Origin of the sequence: Brevibacterium iodinum ATCC 49514 (assembly GCF_900169265.1) — a bacterium.
GTDB lineage: Bacteria > Actinomycetota > Actinomycetes > Actinomycetales > Brevibacteriaceae > Brevibacterium > Brevibacterium iodinum.
In genome coordinates this window covers 22,475-42,852 of record NZ_FXYX01000016.1, presented here as the reverse complement: position 1 = coordinate 42,852, position 20,378 = coordinate 22,475, and the positions used below count along the sequence as shown (strand labels likewise).

The window sequence follows — 20,378 nt, the reverse complement described above, 5'->3', positions numbered from 1 at the left end:
TGGTTCCGGCACTGGGTGGGCGGCGGTAAGGGGGCTGAGAGGTCGGGCCGAGTTGCGCGGTGCGATGCGTGGGCAGGCAGCAGGTGAGGTCGGGGCGTCGTGGGAGTGCCCAGTGGTGCGGCCGCAGTCGCCGCAGAGAATCCGCATGTGAACCGCAGACAGTCCGCGCGTGCGAAATCAATCAGTGACCGGTTGTTATCAATTCGTAACATGAAAGCCTGTTGTGATGCGTTAGATTAATGACCAATGTGAGTTGTGTCACCGTTTCGTTATAGAAGCATGTGATTCGTTACCAACGACGAATCATGGCGAAGCGTCAGAATCGAGCTTCCCCGCAAGTGCAGCCGTAGATGGGCCGGCGCCGGTATGACCGAGGAGTCATGCCGTGCCGGTCGGTTCCGGTGCGCCGTCATGTGCGATTCCTCTGGACACAGTCAAAGGAGCGAAAGGAACTCCATGAAGTTGCGCACGAAGAGCTGGCTGGCGGTCACCGCCACGGCCGGACTGGTCCTCGGCGGGGTGAGCCCGGCACTGGCGGCCGGCACCGCGGGACCGACTGAACACACCGATATGGGCGTCACCGGCGACGCCGTGATGGAGCATCTGCAGAAGATCTCCGACATCTCCACCTCGCACGCGGACGAAGGATTCCGCGCGCTGGGCACGCCCGGCTACGAAGAAGCCGTGGAATATGTCGAATCCAGCCTCGAGGCGACCGGTGCCTTCGACGTGAAGCGTCAGGCCTTCGACGTCGAAAGCCAGGACTTCGGCACCGTCGACGTCAAGGTCGACGGAGATGCAGTCAAGGTTGCGACCGCCTCATACACAGAGGGAACCACGGAGCCGCTGACCGATCTGCCAGTGGTGTTGCCGGTCGATGACGACAACAGCGACCTGGCCGGCGGACAGCTCGGCTGTCAGGCCAGTGACTTCGACGCCAGCGCCGAAGGTGCGCTTGTGCTCGTGTCCCGCGGCGAATGCGCCTTCGGTGAGAAGACTAAGGCCGCTACCGAAGCCGGTGCCGCAGCAGTCATCATCTACAACAACGACAAGGACAACCCGGACGAGGAGCTCAACGCCACCCTGGATGAGCGGATGGAGGGCAGTGCCCCGACGGTGACGGTCACCTACAACGTCGGCACCGACCTCCTCGAGAAGGTCGAAGCCGCAGGTGCCGAGGCCGGCGCAGAAGCCGGCAGCCAGACTGACGCCGAGGCGGGCCTCGGCCAAGAAACCGACCAGGCCGATGAGGCCGCCGAAGACAACGCGGCAGCCGAGGCTGCGGCCCTGACTGCCGACTTCACACTCGAGACCGAGTTCGTCACCGAGAAGACCTGGAATGTCATCGCCGAAACCAAGGCCGGCGACCACGACAACGTCCAGATGTTCGGCGCCCACCTTGACGGTGTCGAAGAAGGCCCTGGAGTCAACGACAACGGCTCGGGATCCGCTGCACTGCTCGCTTCGGCCGAAGCGCTCGCCGAGCAGCCGACCGAGGTCGACAATGCCGTCCGCTTCGGCTGGTGGGGCGCGGAAGAGGTCGGACTCGTAGGCTCGACGGAGTATGTCGCGAGCCTCGACGATGCCGAGCTGGGCAAGATCAAGTCCTACATGAACTTCGACATGATCGGTTCCGACAACTACATCGTCGGCACACTCGACTCCGACGGCTCCGATGTGCCGATTCCCGACGGCGTCAACGTCCCCGAAGGCTCGGCCGAGCTTGAAAAGGTCTTCACCGACTACTTCGCCGATATCGACCAGCCCAACGTCGGCACCGACTTCTCCGGACGCTCGGACTACCAGGCGTTCATCGACAACGGCATCCCGGCCAGCGGCCTGTTCTCCGGCGCCGACGGTACGAAGACCGCCGAGGAAGCCGAGATGTTCGGCGGCACCGTCGGTGCGAAGCACGACACGAACTACCACCAGTCCACGGACACGATCGAGAACGTGAGCAAGAAATCCATCGACATCTTCGCTCCCGCCATCGGCTTCGCCGTCCACACGCTGGCCTATGAGCTGGCCGACGCGCCGACGGATCCTCCGACCGATCCGACGACTCCGCCCACGGATCCCACTGATCCGCCCACGGAGACGCCGACCGAGGCTCCTGACGAACGGACCCTGAGCATCGATCCGAAGACGATCGAGGCACCGGACTTCGTCAGCGAGAAGGGCGTCCAGGTCGCGGCCACCGGCTGCGTCGCCGACACCACGGCGACGATGACGGTGACCCCGAACAACGGGAAGATCGAGACGTTCGAACAGACTGCCGAGGTCGGCGCCGACGGCACCGCTCGATTCGGAGTCCGCGGACTCGATGCGTCGATGGTCGACAGCTACATCGGAACCTACGACGTCACGGTCGACTGCGAAGGCGGGGATCCGCTGACCGGATCCTTCGAGGTCGTCGCCGAAGGTGACGGACCGGGGGCCGGTGACGGCGGCAACGGTGGCGGCGGAGGAGATCTGCCGCGCACCGGTAACGAAGCCCTGCCGCTGATTCTGTCGGCCGGAGCGCTCATCGTGCTCGGCCTGGCGATGACTCTGGGTTCACGCCGCCGCAGCTGAGCGGGGAGCCGAGACAACGTGCCCTGATCGGCACGGACGGCCCGATGCGGGTCGGTGACTGGTAACGGTCACCGGCGCGTATCGGGCCGTTCTCGTCTGCGAAGATGACGATGGCCGCGGTTCGAATCCGGCGGCGCAGCTCGGATGGCGCAGCTGAGTCGGCACTGACCCAGATCTGAGATCGAGCGACTCACCTGGCGGCGCTCCTCAGGGGGCGTTCACCTTGCCCGGGCACAATGGTCTTCCGTGACTCCCAAACGCTTCTTCACCTTCTTCGCCATCGCCGAGACCGTCACCTGGACTCTGCTGCTGATCGGCATGTTCCTCAAATACGTCACCCACACCACCGAGGTGGGGGTGCGGATCGGCGGAGGCATCCACGGCTTCATCTTCATCTGCTTCGTCATCGCCGTCATCGGCGTCGGCACCTCGCAGCAGTGGAGCAAGCGTCGCATCGCCACGGGTCTCGGATCGGCGATCATTCCCTACGCCACGATTCCCTTCGAACGCTCCGTCAAGAAGACCGGATCACTCGAAGGCGACTGGGGTCTGGGTCGCAACGGCCGCACCCCGCAGACCTGGTTCGAGAAGCTCACCTCTTGGTGCATCCGCTTCCCGTGGGCGGCCATCGGCATCGGCATCATCTTCGTCGTCCTCTTATTCTCGGGTCTGCTCATCGCCGGACCGCCATGGGAATGGGGCAAGTGAACTTGATCACTGAGCCGGTGGTGTGAGGGAAGGCTTCCACCGCGCGATCAGCGGTCGGGTGGGCCGCCTCGGCGAGATTCTGCCCTTGAGTGCGAGGGTTTCCACCCTGTTGCCTGCCCGTGGGCTGGCCTAGGATGAAAGGGGCCGGCCGGTGATCGGTCGGTCGGCACATCCCACTGCGATGAAAGGCCCACTGATGGACCTGCTCTTAGGCGCCGGAGGAATCGGCGTCCTCGTGATCATCATCCTGATCGCGCTGTTCGTGATCCTGCGCTCCTACAAGATCGCCTCACCGTCCGAGGCGCTCATCATCACCGGCAGGAACGCCTCGGGGGCCTCGGGCACCGGGCGCATCGTCATCGGGGGCCGCTCGGTCGTCTATCCGATCGTGCAGAAGGCGTTCATCCTTTCACTGTCCTCGCGGCAGATCTCCGTCAAGATCGACGGCATCTCCATCAACGGCATCGCCCTGCGTCTGCGCGGCGTCGCCCAGGTCAAGGTCGGCGGCACGGAGGATGACGTGCGCAAGGCCGCACAGCGCTTCCTCGATCAACAGGACCAGATCGACCACTACTCGAAGGAGATCCTCTCCGGCACCCTGCGCGCCGTGGTCGGCACCCTCACCGTCGAGCAGATCATCCAGGACCGCGCTTCCTTCGCCGCACAGGTGCAGGAGGAATCCGCGCACTCGATGAACAACCAGGGCCTCATCATCGACACCTTCCAGATCTCTGCCGTCGAGGACGAAGGCAGCTATCTGCGCGACTGGGGTCGTCCGCAGGCCGCAGAGGTGGCGAAGAACGCCGCCATCGCCGAGGCGAACGCCGGCCGTGCTTCGGCTGTCGAGCAGGCGCAGCAGAATGAGGAGACTCAGAAACAGCAGGCGCTGACCGATCAGGCGATCGCCGAACAGCAGCAGCAGTTGGCGCTGCGCCGGGCCGCGCTGAAGGAAGAGGCCGATCAGCGCCAGGCGACCGCCGACAACGCCGGCCCGCTGGCCGCAGCGGCCGAGAAGCAGAAGCTGCTCGAGAAGGACCGGATCGTTGCGAAGGAGGCCGCGGAGCTGCGCGCCGAACAGCTCGACGCTGAGGTGCGCCGCCCGGCCGACGCCGAACGCTACCGGCAGCAGGCCGCGGCCGATGCCCGGGCCTATGAGATCGAGGCGCAGGGCCGAGCCGAGGCCGCCGCTGAGCTCCACCGTCGCTCGAAGGACGCCGAGGCGATCCGCCTCGAAGGTGAAGCCGAGGCCGATGCGATTCGAGCCCGCGGTGAAGCCGAAGCCGAGGCGCTGCGCGCGCAGGCCGAGGCCTACAAGCAGTTCAACGATGCGGCCGTGCTGTCGAAGGTGCTCGAGGTGCTGCCTTCGGTCGCCGGGGAACTGGTGGCGCCGTATGCGAACATCAAAGATCTCTCGATCGTGTCCACCGACGGTGAGTCGAAGCTCGCGAACTCCGTGTCGAACAACCTCTCGCAGGTCCTCGAAGTCGTGCGCGGAACGACCGGTGTCGACCTCACCGACCTCGTGGCCAAGGCGAAGGGCTCGGGTTCTGACGGCGCGGCGGGCGATGGCTCGGGCGAGTCCGGCGGAAACGGCGGCTCGGGCGAGTCCGGCGGAAACGGCGGCTCGGGCGGGCCCGGTGGTTCTGGCGGGACTGGCGGTTCCGGAGGGCCCGCTTCCGGTGGTTCGTCCGGGACGGGCCACGCCTCGGGCGAGGTCGTCGACGGAGTCGTCGCAGACGATGCGTCTGCCAGACCGCGATCGACAGGCACGGGGTTCGACCCGAAGGCTTTCCTCGATGACAGCGGCGTCGACCTCGACCGGATCGGCGACGAGGTGAAGAAGGCCGCCGGCTTCGATGTGCAGTCCTATATCGATGAGGCGAAGCGCCGCCTCGACGAGAGCGGTGCGGGCGCGTCCGGGGCCGGCTCGGAGGCGGGTCGGGGCTCGGCTTCGAACTCGGGCGAAGGCAACGCCTCGCCCGACGGCGATGAGTCCGGCGACGAACAGGACGACGACGGCAAGGGCGCTCAGGGCTGACCGCCGCCCCAGGTGAGGGGCGCCCAGCTCACGCAGGCAGCGGCCGCCGAGGACATCCTCGGCGGCCGCTTCTTTCGTCGGGCACGCCGAGGTGCCGACCGACCGAGCGGTGATGTGCCCTGCGGGTGGATCCACCTCGATTTCCCGAACGATTTCGAGGTGGATCCACCCGCAGGAGACGCAGTCGGGGTCTGATGTGCTCCGATTCTGCGTCGAGGTCGACTAGATGCATAAATAAATGTGCATATGTTAATGTGTTGAGTCGAGGAGGTATCTATGGCTCACGATCATGCGCATGGTTCGGGTTCGCGGCGGCAGCTGCGGATCGTCTTCGGCATCGTCGCGACGATCTTCGTGTTTCAGCTCATCGGCTCGGTCGTCACGGGCAGTCTCGCGCTGCTCATCGACACCGGCCACAACGCCGTCGATCTCATCGGCATCGGCATCGCACTCTTCGCAGCGAGCTTGGTCAGCAAGCCGACGGGCGGACAGAAGACCTGGGGGTTCCGTCGGGCGGAGGTGCTCGCGGCCGGTGCCCAGGCGACACTGCTGTTGGGACTCGGCATCTACAGCCTCATCGAAGGCATCCGGAGATTCTTCGTCCCGCCGGAGGTGCCCGGCCCCGGCATGCTGCTCTTCGGCGCCATCGGCCTCGTGGGCAACCTCGTCTCCATCGTCATCCTCAGCTCTTCGAAGGAAGACTCCCTCAACCTCAAGGCCGCGTTCCTCGAGGTCATTGCCGATGCACTCGGCTCGGTGGCCGTGATCTTCGCCGCTCTGGCGATCTGGCTCTTCGGTTGGGAGCGCGCCGATGCGGTCGCTGCTCTGGTCATCGCGGCGCTCATCGTCCCCAGAGCGTTCGCCATCCTGCGCGAGACCGGATCGATCCTGCTCGAAGCGGCGCCGAAGGAACTCGACCTCGACAAGGTTCGCGAGCATCTCGAGGCAGTCGAGCATGTGCAGGAAGTTCACGACCTCCACATCACGCGCATCGACTCGAATCTGCCGGTGCTCACCGCTCATGTGGTGCTCGCCGACGAATGCTTCTATGACGGGCATGCTCCGCGCATCCTCAAGGCTCTGCAGGAATGCCTGACGGAGCACCACAAGATCGCGATCGAACACTCGACGTTCCAGTTCGACCGGGCGAAGGACGCCGCCCACGAGACCCACACCCACGACTGAGGCGGCCCAACTTGCCGGTCGGTGACCGGTGAGGGGAGGGCCGCCTCGGCGGGGGTTCGGCTCACTGTCCGGGCAGGATCTCCACTGATTCGGTGCAGAAGCGTTCGAGCTTGGCCGGGTCGATGGAGACGCCGAAGCCGACGCCGGTGGGAACATCGACCTTGCCGTCGTACATGACGATCTCCTCGGTGATGTCCTCGTGGAAGAACCGATTCGAACCGGAGATATCGCCGGGCAGAGTGAAGCCCGGCAGCGAGGCCAGAGCCGCATTCGCCGCCCGGCCCAGGCCGGTTTCGACCATTCCCCCGTGCCAGACGGCGACGCCGTGGGCAGCGGCGAGATCATGGATCTTCTTGGCCTCGATGAACCCACCGACCCGTCCGGGCTTGATGTTGATCACCGAGGTGGCGCCGAGCATGATCGCGTCCGCGGCGGCCTCGGCGGAGACGATCGACTCGTCGAGGCACATCGGGGTGTCCATGAGCTTGGCGAGTTCGGCGTGCTGGCGGATGTCGGCTTCTCCGAGGGGCTGTTCGATGAGCAGGAGACCGTAGTCGTCGAGGCGACGCAGGTGTGCGGCATCGACGAGGGTGTAAGCGGCGTTGGCATCGACTTGGAAGCCGAAATCGTCGCCGAAGGCCTTGCGCACGGCCGCCACTGGGGCGATGTCCTTGCCGGGTTTGATCTTCAGCTTGATCCGCGCGTAGCCCTCCTCAAGGTAGCCGCCGATGACCTTGACGGTCTCTTCGACGGAATCCTGGATGCCGACGGACACTCCTGAGGGCACTGAGTCGACGACTCCGCCGAGGTAGTCCTTGAACGACTGGTTGTTGAGCTTGAGCTGAGCCTCGATGACGGCCATCTCCAGAGCCGACTTCGCCATCGGGTGGCCGATGACATGACGCAGGTGCCAGCCGACGGTCTCCGCAGTGAGATTTTCGACGTCGAAGAGCAGCGGTGCCAACCAGCGGCGAGTGACATCGATGCCGGCGGCCACATACTCGGAGGAGTAGAGCGGGGAGATCATCGCCACGGACTCTCCCCACCCGGTGATCTCACCCTGCGGGGTGTCGAAGACAGCCTCGACGAGGTAGCAGTCCTTCTCCGTCTCCCGCATGAACGAGGTCTCGAACGGGGTGACGAGAGGAATCGAGACTTGGTGGAGGGTGACTGACTTGAGCTTCATATGCCGGGCTCCTGCTTCGCAACGGGCGGATGGGTCTTCGCTTCCACCTTATGCCAGCGGTCCGCGAAGAGGCGGCGAGTATCGCGAATCAGGTCCGGAAGAACCCTGGAGCGGCGGGCCGGCGATTGATAGTGTGAACAAAAGTCTTCCTGTCAGCAAGGGGGCCACCGTCGTGAACGATCACCTGCGCACTTTCACCGCGCGCAGACAGTCCTGGTTCGGCCTCAAGCTGCCGGTCAAGACCGCCCTCGCACAACCGGCGTTCCACCCGCTGCTGCGAACGATCGCGCCCCGGATCAGAGGGCTGAAGATCGGTCGCCTTCCCGCACCCATCGAACTCACCGAGATCCGCGGAAGAGCAGGCGGAGCGGAGTTCATCCTCGTCGAGCCCTTCCGCTGTGAGATCGCCAAGGAGTTCTACTGGGGGAGGGGCCGCCGCACCGAACCCGAAGACGCGTTCGCCCTGGACCTCATGGTCGCTCTCAGCGCCGATGCCGATGTCTTCCTCGATATCGGCGCCTACACCGGGGTGTTCACCATGGCCGTCCTCGCCGCGAACGAGTATGTGCGCGCCCATGTCTTCGAGATCATTCCCGCAGTCGTCGCGGGTGTGGAGAAGAACGTCGAACGCAACGGCTTCAACGGCCGCGTGACCGTCCACCCGACCGGAGTCGGCAGCCCCGACACCTGGATGCAGGTGCCCATCGGGGACGGAGGATCGGCGCTGCCGTCGTTCTACTCCTCCGCTATGCACTTCGACTCCGACGCCGAGGTGCGCTTCACCTCCCTCGACGCACTCCTGCCCGAGGTGCTGGCAGAGACGTCGGGTCGCGATGTGCGGTCGCACGCCGGCGAAGACGTCCTCGACGTTTCAGGTCGGGGCGGGGCACCGCGCGTGACGGTGAAGATCGACGTCGAAGGCGGTGAGAACGACGTCTTCGCTCACGGGCAGGACTTCCTCACCGCGCTGCGCCCGGACATCCTCTGCGAAGTCCTCGATGACCGCGCGAAACCACGCGAACTCATGGGCCACCTCGGCGAGCATGGCTACCACTACTACCTCGTCGGCGAAGATCGGCTAAAGGCGCGGAGGGCGATTCGGCCGGATCCGCAGCTGCGCGACTGGCTGTTCACGCTGAAATCACCGGATCAGATGCGCGCGGCGGGATACCCAGTCGATTAGCCGCCGAGCTGACCGCGGTTACCGACAGTTAACTGTGCGCAGATTGCACATTCTCGGCTCGAAACTGGCAATCTGCGCACACTTAACAGCGTATGGGAGGCCCCGGCGCACTGGCAGCGGGACTGGGCGGCGGCAGCCCGCCGAGTTCCCTCAGCCTTGCAGCCGCCCGACCCGCCTCAGCCCTGCAGCTGATCGGCGATGAGAGCGGCCAGCAGAGCGGTGCGCGGGGCGATCTCGTCGATGACGGCGTGTTCGTGTTCGGCGTGTGCCCCATCGCCGACAGCACCGAGACCGTCAAGAGTGGCGATGCCGTCACCGGCAGTGAAGTTCCCATCCGAGGCGCCGCCCACCGACACTCCCTGCGGCGCAGGCAGTCCGAGCTCGCCGGCGAGGGCTGTCGCCCGGGCGAAGAGCGCAGTCGACTGCTCCCGTTCGAACGGAGGCCGGTTGATTCCACCGAGCACCTCCATCGTCGAGCCCTCCACCTGCGGCTTCGCAGCCAGTCTCCGAATCTGCGCATCGACGCGTTCGAGCTCGGCCGCGGTGCGGGCGCGCACATCGATGTCCACCCGCGCCTCGGCCGGCACAGTGTTCGACGTGGTCCCCGCGCTGATCACGGTCGGCACCACCGTCGTCCCGGCCGCGGCGTCGGCCAGGTCGGCCACCAATGGCAGCGCCAGAGCCAGGGCCATCCCCGCGTTGATGCCCTTCTCCGGTTCGAGACCTGCGTGCGAGGCCTTGCCGGTGAACTTCAGCACGTAGTTGCTCGTGCCTTTGCGCTCGAGTTTGAGTGCTCCGCCGGCGCTCGCCTCCATGACGAACACGGCCTTCGCCTCCGCCGCCTCGGCGCGAATGAGATCCGACGAGGACACGGATCCGATCTCCTCATCACCGGTGACGAGGATCGACAGACCGTCCAGCCCGCCCTCGCCGAGGTGCTCGGCCACCATCGCGGTCGCGTGCACGCTCATGATCGCCCCGGTGAGCATGTCGAAGCTGCCGGGCCCGCGCAGGATACCGTCCTCGGTGGAGAACGGGATGCGTTCGAGGGTGCCGTGCGGCCACACCGTGTCCTGATGGTTGAGCAGGACGACGCGGGCCGGCCCGGTGCCGAAGCGCAGGCGGAGGTGGGCGGTGCCGTCGACCTCGAGCAGTTCCGCCTCGGCGCCGAGGCGGTCCCCCAGGAGCGCGGCGAAGTCCCGTGCTCCTGCGGCCACGGCCGCCTGGTCATGTGAGGGGGTCTCGATGGAGATGACCCGTTCGATGTCGGCGAGCATGTCGGGCAGACGTCGCTTCGCCTGTTCGACGAAGTCAGCGGGCTGGGGCGAAGATGATGTGGTCGAAGTCATAGGGCGAGTCTACGGAAGGCCGGTTGCCGACATCGCAGGTGTCCGAATGGTGCCTGTGGACGGCGGCCGCGCACAAACCCTGCTGTCTGTGGTTTGCTAGTCCTATGGGTGAGGCAGTCAGCTCGAAGCGGTACACGCCGGAGGAACGCACGCTGTATCGGGAGAAGCTCGCGGAGAACCTCGAGCTCTTCGATACCTACCTTCGTCATGCGGATTTCAAATCGGCGGGCACGATCGGGCTCGAGCTCGAGCTCAACCTCGTCGGCGAGGGCAATCAGCCGAGCCTGCGCAACAAGGAGGTGCTCGATCGCCTCGATGACGAGTACCAGTCCGAGATCGGCGGCTTCAACCTCGAACTCAACCATCCGGTGCTCCAAGTGGCCGGGCGGGGGCTGAAGACCTTGGAGGCTGGTGTCGCCCACCGTTTGGAGAAAGCGCAGAAGGTCGCCGAGGAGGACGGACTCAAGGTGGTGTCGATCGGCACCCTGCCGACCCTGACCACCGAATTCCTCACCGACGAGAAGTGGATGACCGAGGAGAACCGCTACGAGGCGCTGAGCAACTCGGTCATCGACGCCCGCGGCGAGTACGTCCGCATCGAACTCGGCCGTGAAGAGCGGTACAAGGCGGAGTTCGCCGATATCGCTCCGGAATCCTCCTGCACGTCGATGCAGCTGCACCTGCAGGTGGCGCCGAACCGGTTCGCCGACGCGTGGAACGCCTCGCAGGCGATCGCCGGGGCGCAGGTGGCGATGGCTGCGAACTCGCCGCTGTTCGTCGGCCGCAAGCTGTGGCACGAATCCCGGATTCCGATCTTCGCGCAGTCCATCGACACCCGCACACCCGAACTCGTCAACCAGGGCGTGCGTCCCCGCGTATGGTTCGGCGAACGGTGGATCACCAGCGTCTTCGACCTCTTCGAGGAGAACGTCCGCTACTTCCCGCCGCTGCTGCCCGAGATCAAGGACTTCGTCGAATTCCGTGCCGCCGATGCTCCGAAGCTCTTCGAGCTCAATCTGCACAACGGCACGGTGTGGCGTTGGAACCGCCCCATCTACAACTCCGGTGACGGAGGCGCGCACATCCGGGTCGAGAACCGGCTGCTCCCGGCCGGTCCAACACCGGTCGACATGGTCGCCGACGCGGCCTTCTACTACGGTCTGGCCGAGTTCCTCGTCGGGGAGAACCGTCCCGTGTGGTCGCGGATGTCGTTCGCCGAGGCGGAGGAGAACTTCAACGCCTGCGCCAAAGACGGGATCGAGGCCCGGGTGACCTGGCCGAAGATCGGGCGCATCGGCGTGGCCGACCTCGTCACAGATGTGCTCGCACCGCAGGCCAGGCGCGGACTCTCGCGGCTGAACATCGACGAGGACGTCATCGACGAATATATGTCGATCATCGAAGGTCGTGCCGAAAGCCGCGTCAACGGTGCGACCTGGCAGCTGAGGGCCCTCGAGTCCCTCGCGCCCGGCAGCCGCCAGGACTCGCCCGAACGCGCCGAGGGCATCACGGCGATGATGGACGCCTACCTCGCGAACCAGGCGACAGGGAAGCCCGTCCACACCTGGGAGATCCCTACCCGCTGAGGCTGATTTCTCGTCGCCTCTGAGGCGCTCGAGTGATGTGACTCGAGCTGAAATGTCTCCTGTGGGTGGATCCACACCGATATCGCGGCAGAAATCGAGGTGGGTCCACCCACAGGGAACGTGCTTTATGAACTACTTGGTTCAGAGGCGTTCGACCTCGACGAAGACGACGTCGGCGCTGCCTCCGGGGTTCGAGACCTCGTGTTCCGATCCTGCCGGGCGCGTATAGGAGACTCCGGCCTCGAGTTCGGCGCGTATCTCTGTGCCGTCCGAATTGCGTACGAGCATCGTGTCCGTGACCATCGGCACGACGACGTATTCGTACTCGTGCTTGTGCATCGGGATGACGCCGTCGGGGCGGATCGTCCACTTCGTCACCCGGAACACGCCGTTGTCGAGCTGGACCTCGCTGGTCGAACCGGTGTCTGCTGCATTGTCTGCGGTCATGGTGATCTCCTTCGATACGCGAGCGACTCCCGTGGAATCGAGCGGAAGCCGGGTCGGACCTGACGCCCTCACTGTATCGCCCTGAACGGGCTCGACTTGAACCGATCCACCCGGGCTAGCATGAGGGATATGCGATACCCACTTGCTGACATCGACAACGTCGACGATGACATCCGCGCCCAGATCCTCGAGGTCGCCGAGAAGTCGGGCTTCGTGCCCAACGTCTTCCTCGCCCTGGCCCGCCGTCCAGACGAATTCCGCGCCTTCTTCGCCTACTACGACGCGCTCATGGAGAAGGAGACGGGGAACCTGACCAAGGCCGATCGGGAGATGATCGTGGTGGCCACCTCGGCGATCAATCACTGCCTCTACTGCGTCGTCGCGCACGGAGCGATGCTGCGGATCTTCCAGAAAGACGCGCTCATCGCCGATGTCGTCGCCACAAATTACCGCCAGGCCGATATCAGCCCACGTCAGATGGCCATGCTCGACTTCGCCGTGAAAGTCTGCGAAGAACCGTGGGCCGTAGGAGACGCCGACCACCAGAGGCTTGCCGACCACGGATTCGACGCCGAAGATGCCTGGGACATCGCCGCGATCACCGGCTTCTTCGGCCTGTCCAACCGCATGGCCCACATCTCCGGAATGCTCCCGAACCCGGAGTTCTACACCCTCGGCCGCTTCCCGCGTGAGAGGAAGTGAACCGATGACCTCATCCACCCCCGCCGAGGCGGACCCCACCACCCGTGCCTCCGCCGTTTCCGGTCCGGCCGCCTCCGCCGAAACCATCCCGGCCGCCTCCGCCCGATCCGGGCTCGTCAAACCGTTCGCCGCGATGGGCATCGTCGCCACCGTCGGGCAGATGCAGCGCGCCGGCCGCGACACCATCGCCATGTGCCTGGGCGAACCGACCCAGGGCGCGCCCAGCCCCGTGCTCGCCCGCGCCGCCGAGGTCATGAGCGACGGCACTGGACTCGGCTATTCGCCGATCTTCGGCATTCCCGAACTGCGCGAAGCCATCGCCTCCCACTACCGCGACTGGTACGGACTCGACATCGCGCCCGACCGCATCGCCGTGACGACCGGATCCTCCGGCGCCTTCCAGACGACGTTCCTCACCTGCTTCGACGTCGGTGACCGGGTGGCTCTGGCCCGGCCCGGATACGGGGCATACAAGAACATCCTCGCGGCACTCGGCTGCGAGGTCGTCGAACTCGACTGCGGTGCCGACGAAGGGTTCCAACCCACCGTCGACCTCTTGGCCGCCGCCCATGCGAAGGCCCCGCTCAAGGGGCTCATGCTCGCCTCACCCGCGAACCCGACCGGCACGATGATCGGCCCCGAGGCGCTCGGCCGGATCGTCGACTGGTGCCGGGCCAACGGGGTGCAGGTGATCTCCGATGAGATCTACCACGGCATCAGCTATATCGGCACCCGCGGCGAATGCGCACTCGCCCACGACGACTCTGCCGTCGTCATCTCCTCGTTCTCCAAATACTGGGGCATGACCGGGTGGCGCCTCGGCTGGGCGATCCTGCCCGAAGCGCTCGTCGCCCCGGCCCAGAACGTCACCGGCAACCTCTCCCTGTGCGCCCCGGTTCCGGCGCAGTACGCCGCGGTCGCGGCTTTCACGGACGAGTCCTATGCCGAATGCGAGGCCGCAGTGGCTTCGTTCGCCGGTGCACGCGAACATGTGCTGGGTGCCGCTGCCGACCTCGGCTTCGGCGAGATGGCCCCACCCGACGGCGCCTTCTACATGTATGCCCGCGTTGACGACATCCTCGACCGCGCGGGAATTGCCACGGCCGGCCAGTGGTGTGAGCAGGTGCTCGAGGCCACCGGCGTTGCGCTCGCCCCCGGTGACGACTTCGACTCCGTCGACGGCCCCCGTTCGGTGCGCCTGTCGCTGGCCGTCGGCGCGGACCGCACGGCCGAAGCCATCGACCGCATCCTCGACTTCATGGGATGAGTCCTGAACGTCGTGAGATGAGCCCTTCCGAGGGGATCCGATGAGCGCCGAGGATGTGCGGGCGGGAGGGCCGCCTCTGGCGCCGAAGGCCCTGCCGATGCTCGGCATCATCCTGGCCGCCGTCCTGCTCGGATCGGCCGGATTGTTCGTCATCCTCGCCGAGGCTACCGCTCCCACCGCTGCCTTCCTGCGGTGTTGGATAGCGGTCATTGTGCTCGCCCCGTTGGCGGTGCTCGAGCTGCGCCGGCACGGCCGTTTCCCGCCGAAGGCGATCCTCATCGCCGCGGTCTCCGGAGCGGCGCTCGGAATCGACTATGTGCTGTGGGCGCAGAGCGTGCTCGACGCCGGTCTGGGCGTGTCCACGGTCCTCATCAGCGTTCAAGTGATCGTGTTTCCGGCGCTGGTGTGGGCGTTCGGCGGTTCGAGGCCGGGATGGCTGTTCATCTGCTGTGTGCCGATCATGATCATCGGCATGCTGCTCACCGGGGGAGTGTTCGGCGCCGACGAGACGGCGGCGAATCCGACGCGGGGAGCGATCTTCGGGGTCCTGTCCGGTGTGCTCTACGGCGTGTACATCTTCGGCATCCACCACAGCCGCAAGGTCGCCGGAGACTTCGTCGTCGCCCCGGTCCAGGTGGGCACGATCGCGGCCGGTGTGATGACCGCTGTCGCCGGGCTGACCCTCGGCGGCCTCGATTTCGACCTCGGCTGGGCCGGATGGGGCTGGATGGTCGCCCTGGCCGTCTGCGGTCAGGCCCTGTCGTGGGTGCTGCTGAGCATCTCCAGCCCGCTGGTGCCGGTGCCGATGACCGCGGCGCTCATGCTGCTCCAACCGCTGTCCGCGGTGGTGCTCGGATCTCTCATCGCCGGGGAGCGGCTGCAGGCGGGACAGTGGATCGGTGCCGTCCTCGTGGCCCTCATCGTCTGGATCGTCGGTGGAGGACCCGAGGCCCTGACACGTCGGCGACGTCGGTAGGGGTGGGCTGCCTCGGCGAAAGATCGCCGCTGTGGGCTGGGAACGGTGGGCCGCCTCGGCGAAGGAATCGCTGCGGAAGCAGCGCCCCGGGTGGAACTCAGTGTTCGTGGGCCTCGATCGTGTGGGCGATGGCGTCGACGATGATGTGGGCAACGTGGTCGTCCTTGAGCGAATAGTAGGCTTCACGGCCGATCCGATTGACCCCGACGAGGTGGAGCCCGCGGAGGAACTTCAAGTGCTGGGACACCAAAGGCTGGGACAGTCCGGTCGCCTCGACGATGTGGGTGACAGTGGCCTCGCCGTGGGTGAGGACGAGCAGCATCTTCAGCCGGGAGGGTGTGGCAAGTGCCTTGAAGAGGTCGGCAGTCTCGGTGATGGCTTCGAGATGGTCCTCGGGATTGAGCAGGAGCTGCTCGACGTCGTCATTGACGGGAACGGAATCGGGAACGGAAGCCATGAGTGCAGATTACCGGACAACCGGCGGCGTCATGCGATATTCGGCACCGTGGGGTGGTCGTGGCTGTCGCGGGGTTCGGGCGGTCGGAGCTGCCCGCGTCTCAGTCGAGGGCTTCGACGTCGGCCTGCGATCCGAGGAGGTCGTCGGCCAAGGACTCCCACTGACCGTAGGCGTCAGGAAGTGCCGACCGCTGCACGGACTGAGCCGCCTCGGTCGGTGACATCGAATCCCAGCCGTCGATCTGATTGAGACCGGGGTTCTCGACCTCGGGATTGATCCCATAGAATGCCTTGGCCGCGTAGATGGGATCGGTGAGCTGATGGGGCTCACCCCAGCCCTGTGAAGGACGCTGCTGGAACAGGCCCACCGAATCACGATCGCCGGAATCCAGATTGTGCAGCGAGGATTCCTGCAGCGCTGTCATCAGGGCGATCCTGATCGCATGGTCGTCGAAGTTGCCGCCGCGGCCGACGCCGATGATGAGCCGAGCATTGTCGATCTGCTGTTCGCTGAGCTGGTTGACCGAAGCCATCTGCATCTGCCTGATCTTCGTGGACCCGAACGAAATGGGGGAATTGAGGATGATGACGGCGCCCACGACCAGTGCCATCACTGCTGCCCCGAGCCCGATGAGGGCACCAGTGAGCACGGACCGGCGGTCCTTGCGAGATGAGGTCAGACGAGGCATGAATATAACGATAATGCAACAAACTTAAGAGTGCATGGGGCAACGCCGAGGTTTTTATCACAGGCAGGTCACGGCCGGGCGGCGGTGAGGGGGCGAGCGGAGCCGAGTGCGGACCGATTTCGGATGACCCCGCACAGCTTAGGCTTGAACCATGGTGAGAATCGTTCGGCGCAACAACCGCCCACCTCTGATGACCTGCCTCATTGTGGTCTTCTCCTTCGTCGCTGTCGGCATCCTGACCGTTGCCGGCATCCTCGTCGCCATCATCTTCCTCTCCGCGGAATCATCGTCGACAGGTTCATCGCCGACTTCGGACTCCTCGTCGATCGGATCCTCATCCTCCGATTCCGATTCGGACGGCGGCCCCGGTCCGAGCACCACTGCTCCGGTGTCCGGAGGTTGGACGAGCGGAGGCTGAGTCTCGGGCCGCGGCTGAGTCCCTGGTAGGACGGGCGAGCAGCATCGTCGGAACCCGTCCAGATCACCGATCCGGTTCAGCCTTGGCGATCCTGAGGGGCCACCGGCTGGCGGAGGATCGTGCGCAGCTTCTCCGGCGCGGTCCGGCGAACATCGCTGAGATAGATCTCGTGAAGCTTGCCCGCCGTCGCCATGCCTGCCTCGGGAACGTCATCGGTGTGCATGCGCTCGAGGGCGGGCCCTTCGTCATCGAAGGGACCGATGTGCAGGGTCTGGACGCACGTTCCCTCCCGCAGCGCGTCGAATCGGATCTCGCCGAGGCGGGGCGCCGATCCCTTCGCCCGGACCGTGTCCATGACACCGTCGACGTGGCCCCCTTGGCCATCGATCATGAGGTACTGCGATTCCGGCACCTCGATGAGGTCGAATCGCCCCTGCTTCGCGCGGAAACTCGGCAGTGATCTCTTGAAATCGATCTTGTCCATACGAGGTTCCGCTCCAGGGTTGGGAACGAGTTGGGTCTGATCTGCTTGACCTTGACACGATGTCAGGGTCTTCACTGGGTGGCAAGGAGGTGGAGACCATGACACATCCACTCAACAGCCACCAGCGCCTGCAGGCGGCGATGGCTATCGGCACCCGGGCCGATCACCGTGACCTCGCCAAGCTCATCGCCCGGTGCCGCATCGAACCGGACTTCTTCGTCCGCGACATGCTCACCTGGGCGCTCACTCGGCTGCCCGCCGACGACACCGTTGCCCGCCTCATCGCCGAACTCGACTCGCCGCTGCCGCAGGCGATCAGTCAATCCATGCACACCCTGTCGAAGATCGGTGACGTGCGCCTGGCCGGCCATGGACCCGGCCCGGATCGGCACTGCATTCATCGCCCATACCGACACCGAGGTGGCCCGCAGCGCGTGGAGAGCCGCCGTTGCCCTTGTGCCCGGTGAAGATCGTGATGAGCTGGCATCCGCTCTGGTGGCGCAGTTGGGGCGAGGGGATCTCGAAATGCAGAAGAGCCTCAGCCGAGCGATTGTGGCCCTCGGCGAGGATCTCGTGTCAGTGGTCGATGAGAGGCTTCAAGCAGAGGACGACACAGTGCGGGCTCACGCCATGGTGACCCGGGACATGTTCGATGACCCGGATGCCGGCTTCGCCCACGCCTTGGACGCAGCCAAGCGGGTGGTCGCACTGGGGTCCGAGGCCACGGTCTAGATCGGCACAGGGAAGGTCCGATCGTGCGTGTGCCGACGGGTGGGGCAAGCCCGCCGGCACACGGCCGAGGTCTCGGATCCCTTCCTTCAGGGCGCTGTTCCAGCACCTGCGCGAAGTCCGCCTGCGGCCGTTGAGCGACGTCCGAAAGGTCCCAGGCATCGAAGAACTTCGGAACAATGCACCCGAACGAATCATTGGGCCTCGTCTCGCCCGGCCAGCGGACGCCTGGCGGCTATCGCGAGTACTCCGATGCCGATATCGGGCGGATCTTCCACATCGAGGGTCTGCGCAAACTCGGGATGTCTCTGACTGAAGTCGGTCGGGTGCTGTCCGAGCCGGACTTCGACCCAGGCACAGTGCTCCGGGGCCTCATCGCCCAGGCAAGTGAGCGGATCGCGGCCGAGCAGCGTCTGCTCGACCACCTCCAGTCCGTCGCTCGGCTCGGTCGAGCCGACGGCGAGTCGCTCTTGTACACCATCGATCTCATGCGCTCTCTCGAGTCCGGCGATGTCATCCAACGGCACAAGGCCGCACTCGGCAGCGGAGTCGACGGAGGAATGCCGATCGAGGCCCTGTCGCAGGCGGTCCTGCAGGAGACCGTGCTCAACGCGGCCGGGGCCATGCGGTGGGCACTCGCCCAGGCCAGTGCCGAGGCCGTGCCTCATGTGGTGGTCGGAATGGACGACGCATCTGCCGAAGTGCGTCGCAATGCACTGCTGGCCCTCGACGAGATCCGCAGGACCACACCTGATGAGAAACTCGACTCACGCTCGATTTCGATGATCCGGCAGGCGCTGGACAAGGGACTCGACGATGTCGGCCCTGATATCCGCAGCAACCGGGCCAGGCTGTGGATCCTCACGCTCTCGACGATCTCCGTGATCGTGTCGATGACGAACTGCTTCACCGGAGACCGCGACATGGCGACGAACATGTATGCGCTGACGACCATCGCCATGCAGGTGGCGGTGCTGCTGGCGCTGTCGAGCGACTCCTCCCGAATGTTCACCCGCTTCAGCACGGCAGCCCTGCGTGCCGATCGACAGGACCGCGCCCTCGAGGACTGACGCGGCGGGTTCCCACCCGCAAGGATCGGGGCGGAGGGCCCGTGTATTCTGACCGTGTCCGATCCACTCCGCACTTCAGCTCGCCGCCGAGGCTGAATCACACACGAAGGCAGGACTCCATGACCGACCAGACCCCCGGTGCTTCCGTCTTCGATTCGATCGACCCGGTCCTCAAAGTCGTCACCGCCGAGATCGAGATCTCAGCTCCCGCCGAGGCGGTCTTCGAACTCATCGCCGACCCGCAGCGACAGCCGGAATGGGACGGCAATGACAACCTCGGCTCGGCCATCGAGGGCCAGCGAATGCAGGGGGCCGGGCGCTCGTTCGTCACGACTCTGACCAAGGGCGTGGACCGGGAGAACCACATCGTCGACTTCGCCGAGGGCAGGCTCATCGCCTGGAAGCCCTCCGAAGTGGGAGGAGAGCCGTTCGGTCAGAAGTGGGTGTGGGAGATCGAACCGACCGGGGACGACTCGGTCCTGGTTCGTCACACCTATGACTGGACCGAGCTGCGCGATCCGAAGCGTCTGTCGCGGGCGCAGTCGACGACCGCGGCGAATCTGCTTGCCTCGCTCAAGAGACTCAAGCATCTCGCCGAAGGCTGAGATCCGGCGCCTGACAGACAGCCGCGGCCTGACTGCTTACCGCTTCCGAGTGTCCGTTCCGCCGGGACAGCAGTCCGGTCAGAACAGACGGACAGAGGCACTCATCTCGGCCAGGCGTCGGCGAGGCGCGTGAGCAGCGATGCCAGCTGTGCCCGTTCGTCATCGGTGAATGTGCTCAATGCCTGATCGACGTTGTCACGCTGGGCGCCGCGGAATCTGTTGGTGATCGCGCGGCCCTTGTCCGTCAGCGCGATGAGGGTTCGCCGGGCATCATCCGGGTCTGCCTCGCGACGCAGGAGGCCGAGCTCGACGCCTTGGGATACGAGCCTGGACGCGCGCGGCTGATCGACGCCGATCGCATCGCCGAGTGCGCTGACTCCGAGCGCCGTGCCCGCCTGGACGAGTGAGACGAGCAGACGGATGAGCGCACGCCCACGGCCATGTGCGGCGAACGGCCCGCCGGGATGACGCTTGCCGCCGAGGGGGAAGTCGACTGAGTTCCGACCGCCGCCGAATCCACCACGGTCTCCGAATCCACCGCGTTCACCAAAGCCCCCGCGGTGGCCAGGGCCGCCGTCCTCACCGAACCCGCCGAAGGGGGCGAATCCGCGCGGACCGCCGGGCCCGCGCCGCCACTGCAGGCGGGTGAGCGCCTCAGCGATCGCCTGAATGTCATCGTTCGTGCTCATGATTCGATTTTACATGCCACTTGACATGCAATCGAAT

At 65.5% G+C, this 20,378-nt stretch carries 21 protein-coding genes; 14 read left to right on the top strand and 7 right to left on the bottom strand.

From position 1 onward, the window contains the following. The first annotated feature begins 456 nt into the window (after nt 1–456). The 4 genes from BI49514_RS11275 (at nt 457) to BI49514_RS11255 (ending at nt 6,505) form a co-directional block, all read left to right on the top strand. The gene (locus BI49514_RS11275; protein WP_101546633.1) at nt 457–2,574 is read left to right on the top strand and encodes a M28 family peptidase; all 2,118 of its coding nucleotides are present in this window, start codon (nt 457–459) and stop codon (nt 2,572–2,574) included. A gap of 246 nt (nt 2,575–2,820) precedes the next feature. Beyond that, nucleotides 2,821–3,282 carry a DUF3817 domain-containing protein gene (locus tag BI49514_RS11270; protein WP_101546632.1) on the top strand — a complete coding sequence of 154 codons (462 nt, stop codon included), beginning with the start codon at nt 2,821–2,823 and terminating at the stop codon, nt 3,280–3,282. Nucleotides 3,283–3,478: 196 nt separating this feature from the next. Beyond that, nucleotides 3,479–5,320: a flotillin family protein gene (locus tag BI49514_RS11265; protein WP_101546631.1), complete on the top strand. Its 1,842-nt coding sequence runs from the start codon at nt 3,479–3,481 to the stop codon at nt 5,318–5,320. Between the two features lie 276 nt (nt 5,321–5,596). Next, nucleotides 5,597–6,505: a cation diffusion facilitator family transporter gene (locus BI49514_RS11255; protein ID WP_101546629.1), complete on the top strand. Its 909-nt coding sequence runs from the start codon at nt 5,597–5,599 to the stop codon at nt 6,503–6,505. A gap of 61 nt (nt 6,506–6,566) precedes the next feature. On the opposite strand, the gene menC is transcribed toward BI49514_RS11255, so the two are convergent. After that, a complete protein-coding gene (gene menC, locus BI49514_RS11250; protein ID WP_101546628.1) occupies nt 6,567–7,691 on the bottom strand; it encodes an o-succinylbenzoate synthase in 1,125 nt (374 codons plus the stop codon). 172 nt (nt 7,692–7,863) lie between these two features. Here menC and BI49514_RS11245 point away from each other — a divergent pair, with 172 nt between their 5' ends. After that, nucleotides 7,864–8,874, top strand: coding sequence for an FkbM family methyltransferase (locus BI49514_RS11245; protein ID WP_244195251.1), 1,011 nt, complete (start codon nt 7,864–7,866; stop codon nt 8,872–8,874). A gap of 176 nt (nt 8,875–9,050) precedes the next feature. Here the strand turns inward: BI49514_RS11245 and BI49514_RS11240 are convergent, their stop codons facing one another. Beyond that, on the bottom strand, nt 9,051–10,223 hold the full coding sequence (locus BI49514_RS11240) for a M20 family metallopeptidase (RefSeq protein ID WP_101546627.1): 1,173 nt from the start codon (nt 10,221–10,223) through the stop codon (nt 9,051–9,053). A gap of 104 nt (nt 10,224–10,327) precedes the next feature. On the opposite strand from BI49514_RS11240, the gene BI49514_RS11235 reads away from it, so the two are divergent. Continuing rightward, nucleotides 10,328–11,809 (top strand): glutamate-cysteine ligase family protein, encoded by a 1,482-nt coding sequence (locus BI49514_RS11235; RefSeq protein ID WP_101546626.1) that lies wholly within the window; start codon nt 10,328–10,330, stop codon nt 11,807–11,809. Nucleotides 11,810–11,950: 141 nt separating this feature from the next. Here the strand turns inward: BI49514_RS11235 and BI49514_RS11230 are convergent, their stop codons facing one another. Then, the gene (locus BI49514_RS11230) at nt 11,951–12,256 is read right to left on the bottom strand and encodes a cupin domain-containing protein (RefSeq protein ID WP_101546625.1); all 306 of its coding nucleotides are present in this window, start codon (nt 12,254–12,256) and stop codon (nt 11,951–11,953) included. 129 nt (nt 12,257–12,385) lie between these two features. On the opposite strand from BI49514_RS11230, the gene BI49514_RS11225 reads away from it, so the two are divergent. The 3 genes from BI49514_RS11225 (at nt 12,386) to BI49514_RS11215 (ending at nt 15,201) form a co-directional block, all read left to right on the top strand. Further along, complete coding sequence (locus BI49514_RS11225) at nt 12,386–12,958, top strand: peroxidase-related enzyme (protein WP_101546624.1); 573 nt, start codon at nt 12,386–12,388, stop codon at nt 12,956–12,958. A gap of 133 nt (nt 12,959–13,091) precedes the next feature. Next, on the top strand, nt 13,092–14,225 hold the full coding sequence (locus BI49514_RS11220; protein WP_244195353.1) for a pyridoxal phosphate-dependent aminotransferase: 1,134 nt from the start codon (nt 13,092–13,094) through the stop codon (nt 14,223–14,225). 40 nt (nt 14,226–14,265) lie between these two features. Then, a complete protein-coding gene (locus BI49514_RS11215) occupies nt 14,266–15,201 on the top strand; it encodes a DMT family transporter (protein ID WP_101546622.1) in 936 nt (311 codons plus the stop codon). Nucleotides 15,202–15,298: 97 nt separating this feature from the next. Here the strand turns inward: BI49514_RS11215 and BI49514_RS11210 are convergent, their stop codons facing one another. Both BI49514_RS11210 and BI49514_RS11205 read right to left on the bottom strand, forming a co-directional pair. Further along, the gene (locus tag BI49514_RS11210; RefSeq protein WP_101546621.1) at nt 15,299–15,658 is read right to left on the bottom strand and encodes an ArsR/SmtB family transcription factor; all 360 of its coding nucleotides are present in this window, start codon (nt 15,656–15,658) and stop codon (nt 15,299–15,301) included. Between the two features lie 100 nt (nt 15,659–15,758). Beyond that, a complete protein-coding gene (locus BI49514_RS11205; protein ID WP_244195250.1) occupies nt 15,759–16,346 on the bottom strand; it encodes a peptidoglycan-binding protein in 588 nt (195 codons plus the stop codon). Between the two features lie 151 nt (nt 16,347–16,497). On the opposite strand from BI49514_RS11205, the gene BI49514_RS11200 reads away from it, so the two are divergent. Further along, a complete protein-coding gene (locus BI49514_RS11200; protein ID WP_139469017.1) occupies nt 16,498–16,764 on the top strand; it encodes a hypothetical protein in 267 nt (88 codons plus the stop codon). Nucleotides 16,765–16,840: 76 nt separating this feature from the next. On the opposite strand, the gene BI49514_RS11195 is transcribed toward BI49514_RS11200, so the two are convergent. Then, complete coding sequence (locus BI49514_RS11195; RefSeq protein WP_101546618.1) at nt 16,841–17,248, bottom strand: GyrI-like domain-containing protein; 408 nt, start codon at nt 17,246–17,248, stop codon at nt 16,841–16,843. 98 nt (nt 17,249–17,346) lie between these two features. On the opposite strand from BI49514_RS11195, the gene BI49514_RS17010 reads away from it, so the two are divergent. From BI49514_RS17010 to BI49514_RS11180, 4 genes are all read left to right on the top strand, one after another. Next, nucleotides 17,347–17,715, top strand: coding sequence for a HEAT repeat domain-containing protein (locus BI49514_RS17010; RefSeq protein WP_244195249.1), 369 nt, complete (start codon nt 17,347–17,349; stop codon nt 17,713–17,715). Between the two features lie 58 nt (nt 17,716–17,773). Further along, the gene (locus BI49514_RS17005) at nt 17,774–17,980 is read left to right on the top strand and encodes a hypothetical protein (protein ID WP_244195248.1); all 207 of its coding nucleotides are present in this window, start codon (nt 17,774–17,776) and stop codon (nt 17,978–17,980) included. Between the two features lie 176 nt (nt 17,981–18,156). Further along, entirely contained in the window at nt 18,157–19,047 is an 891-nt protein-coding gene (locus tag BI49514_RS11185; RefSeq protein ID WP_101546617.1) for a MerR family transcriptional regulator, read from the top strand. Nucleotides 19,048–19,166: 119 nt separating this feature from the next. After that, nucleotides 19,167–19,652 carry an SRPBCC family protein gene (locus BI49514_RS11180; protein WP_101546616.1) on the top strand — a complete coding sequence of 162 codons (486 nt, stop codon included), beginning with the start codon at nt 19,167–19,169 and terminating at the stop codon, nt 19,650–19,652. Between the two features lie 101 nt (nt 19,653–19,753). Here BI49514_RS11180 and BI49514_RS17000 read toward each other — a convergent pair whose 3' ends face one another. Continuing rightward, nucleotides 19,754–20,341: a MarR family winged helix-turn-helix transcriptional regulator gene (locus BI49514_RS17000; RefSeq protein ID WP_244195247.1), complete on the bottom strand. Its 588-nt coding sequence runs from the start codon at nt 20,339–20,341 to the stop codon at nt 19,754–19,756. Between the last annotated feature and the right edge of the window lie 37 nt (nt 20,342–20,378).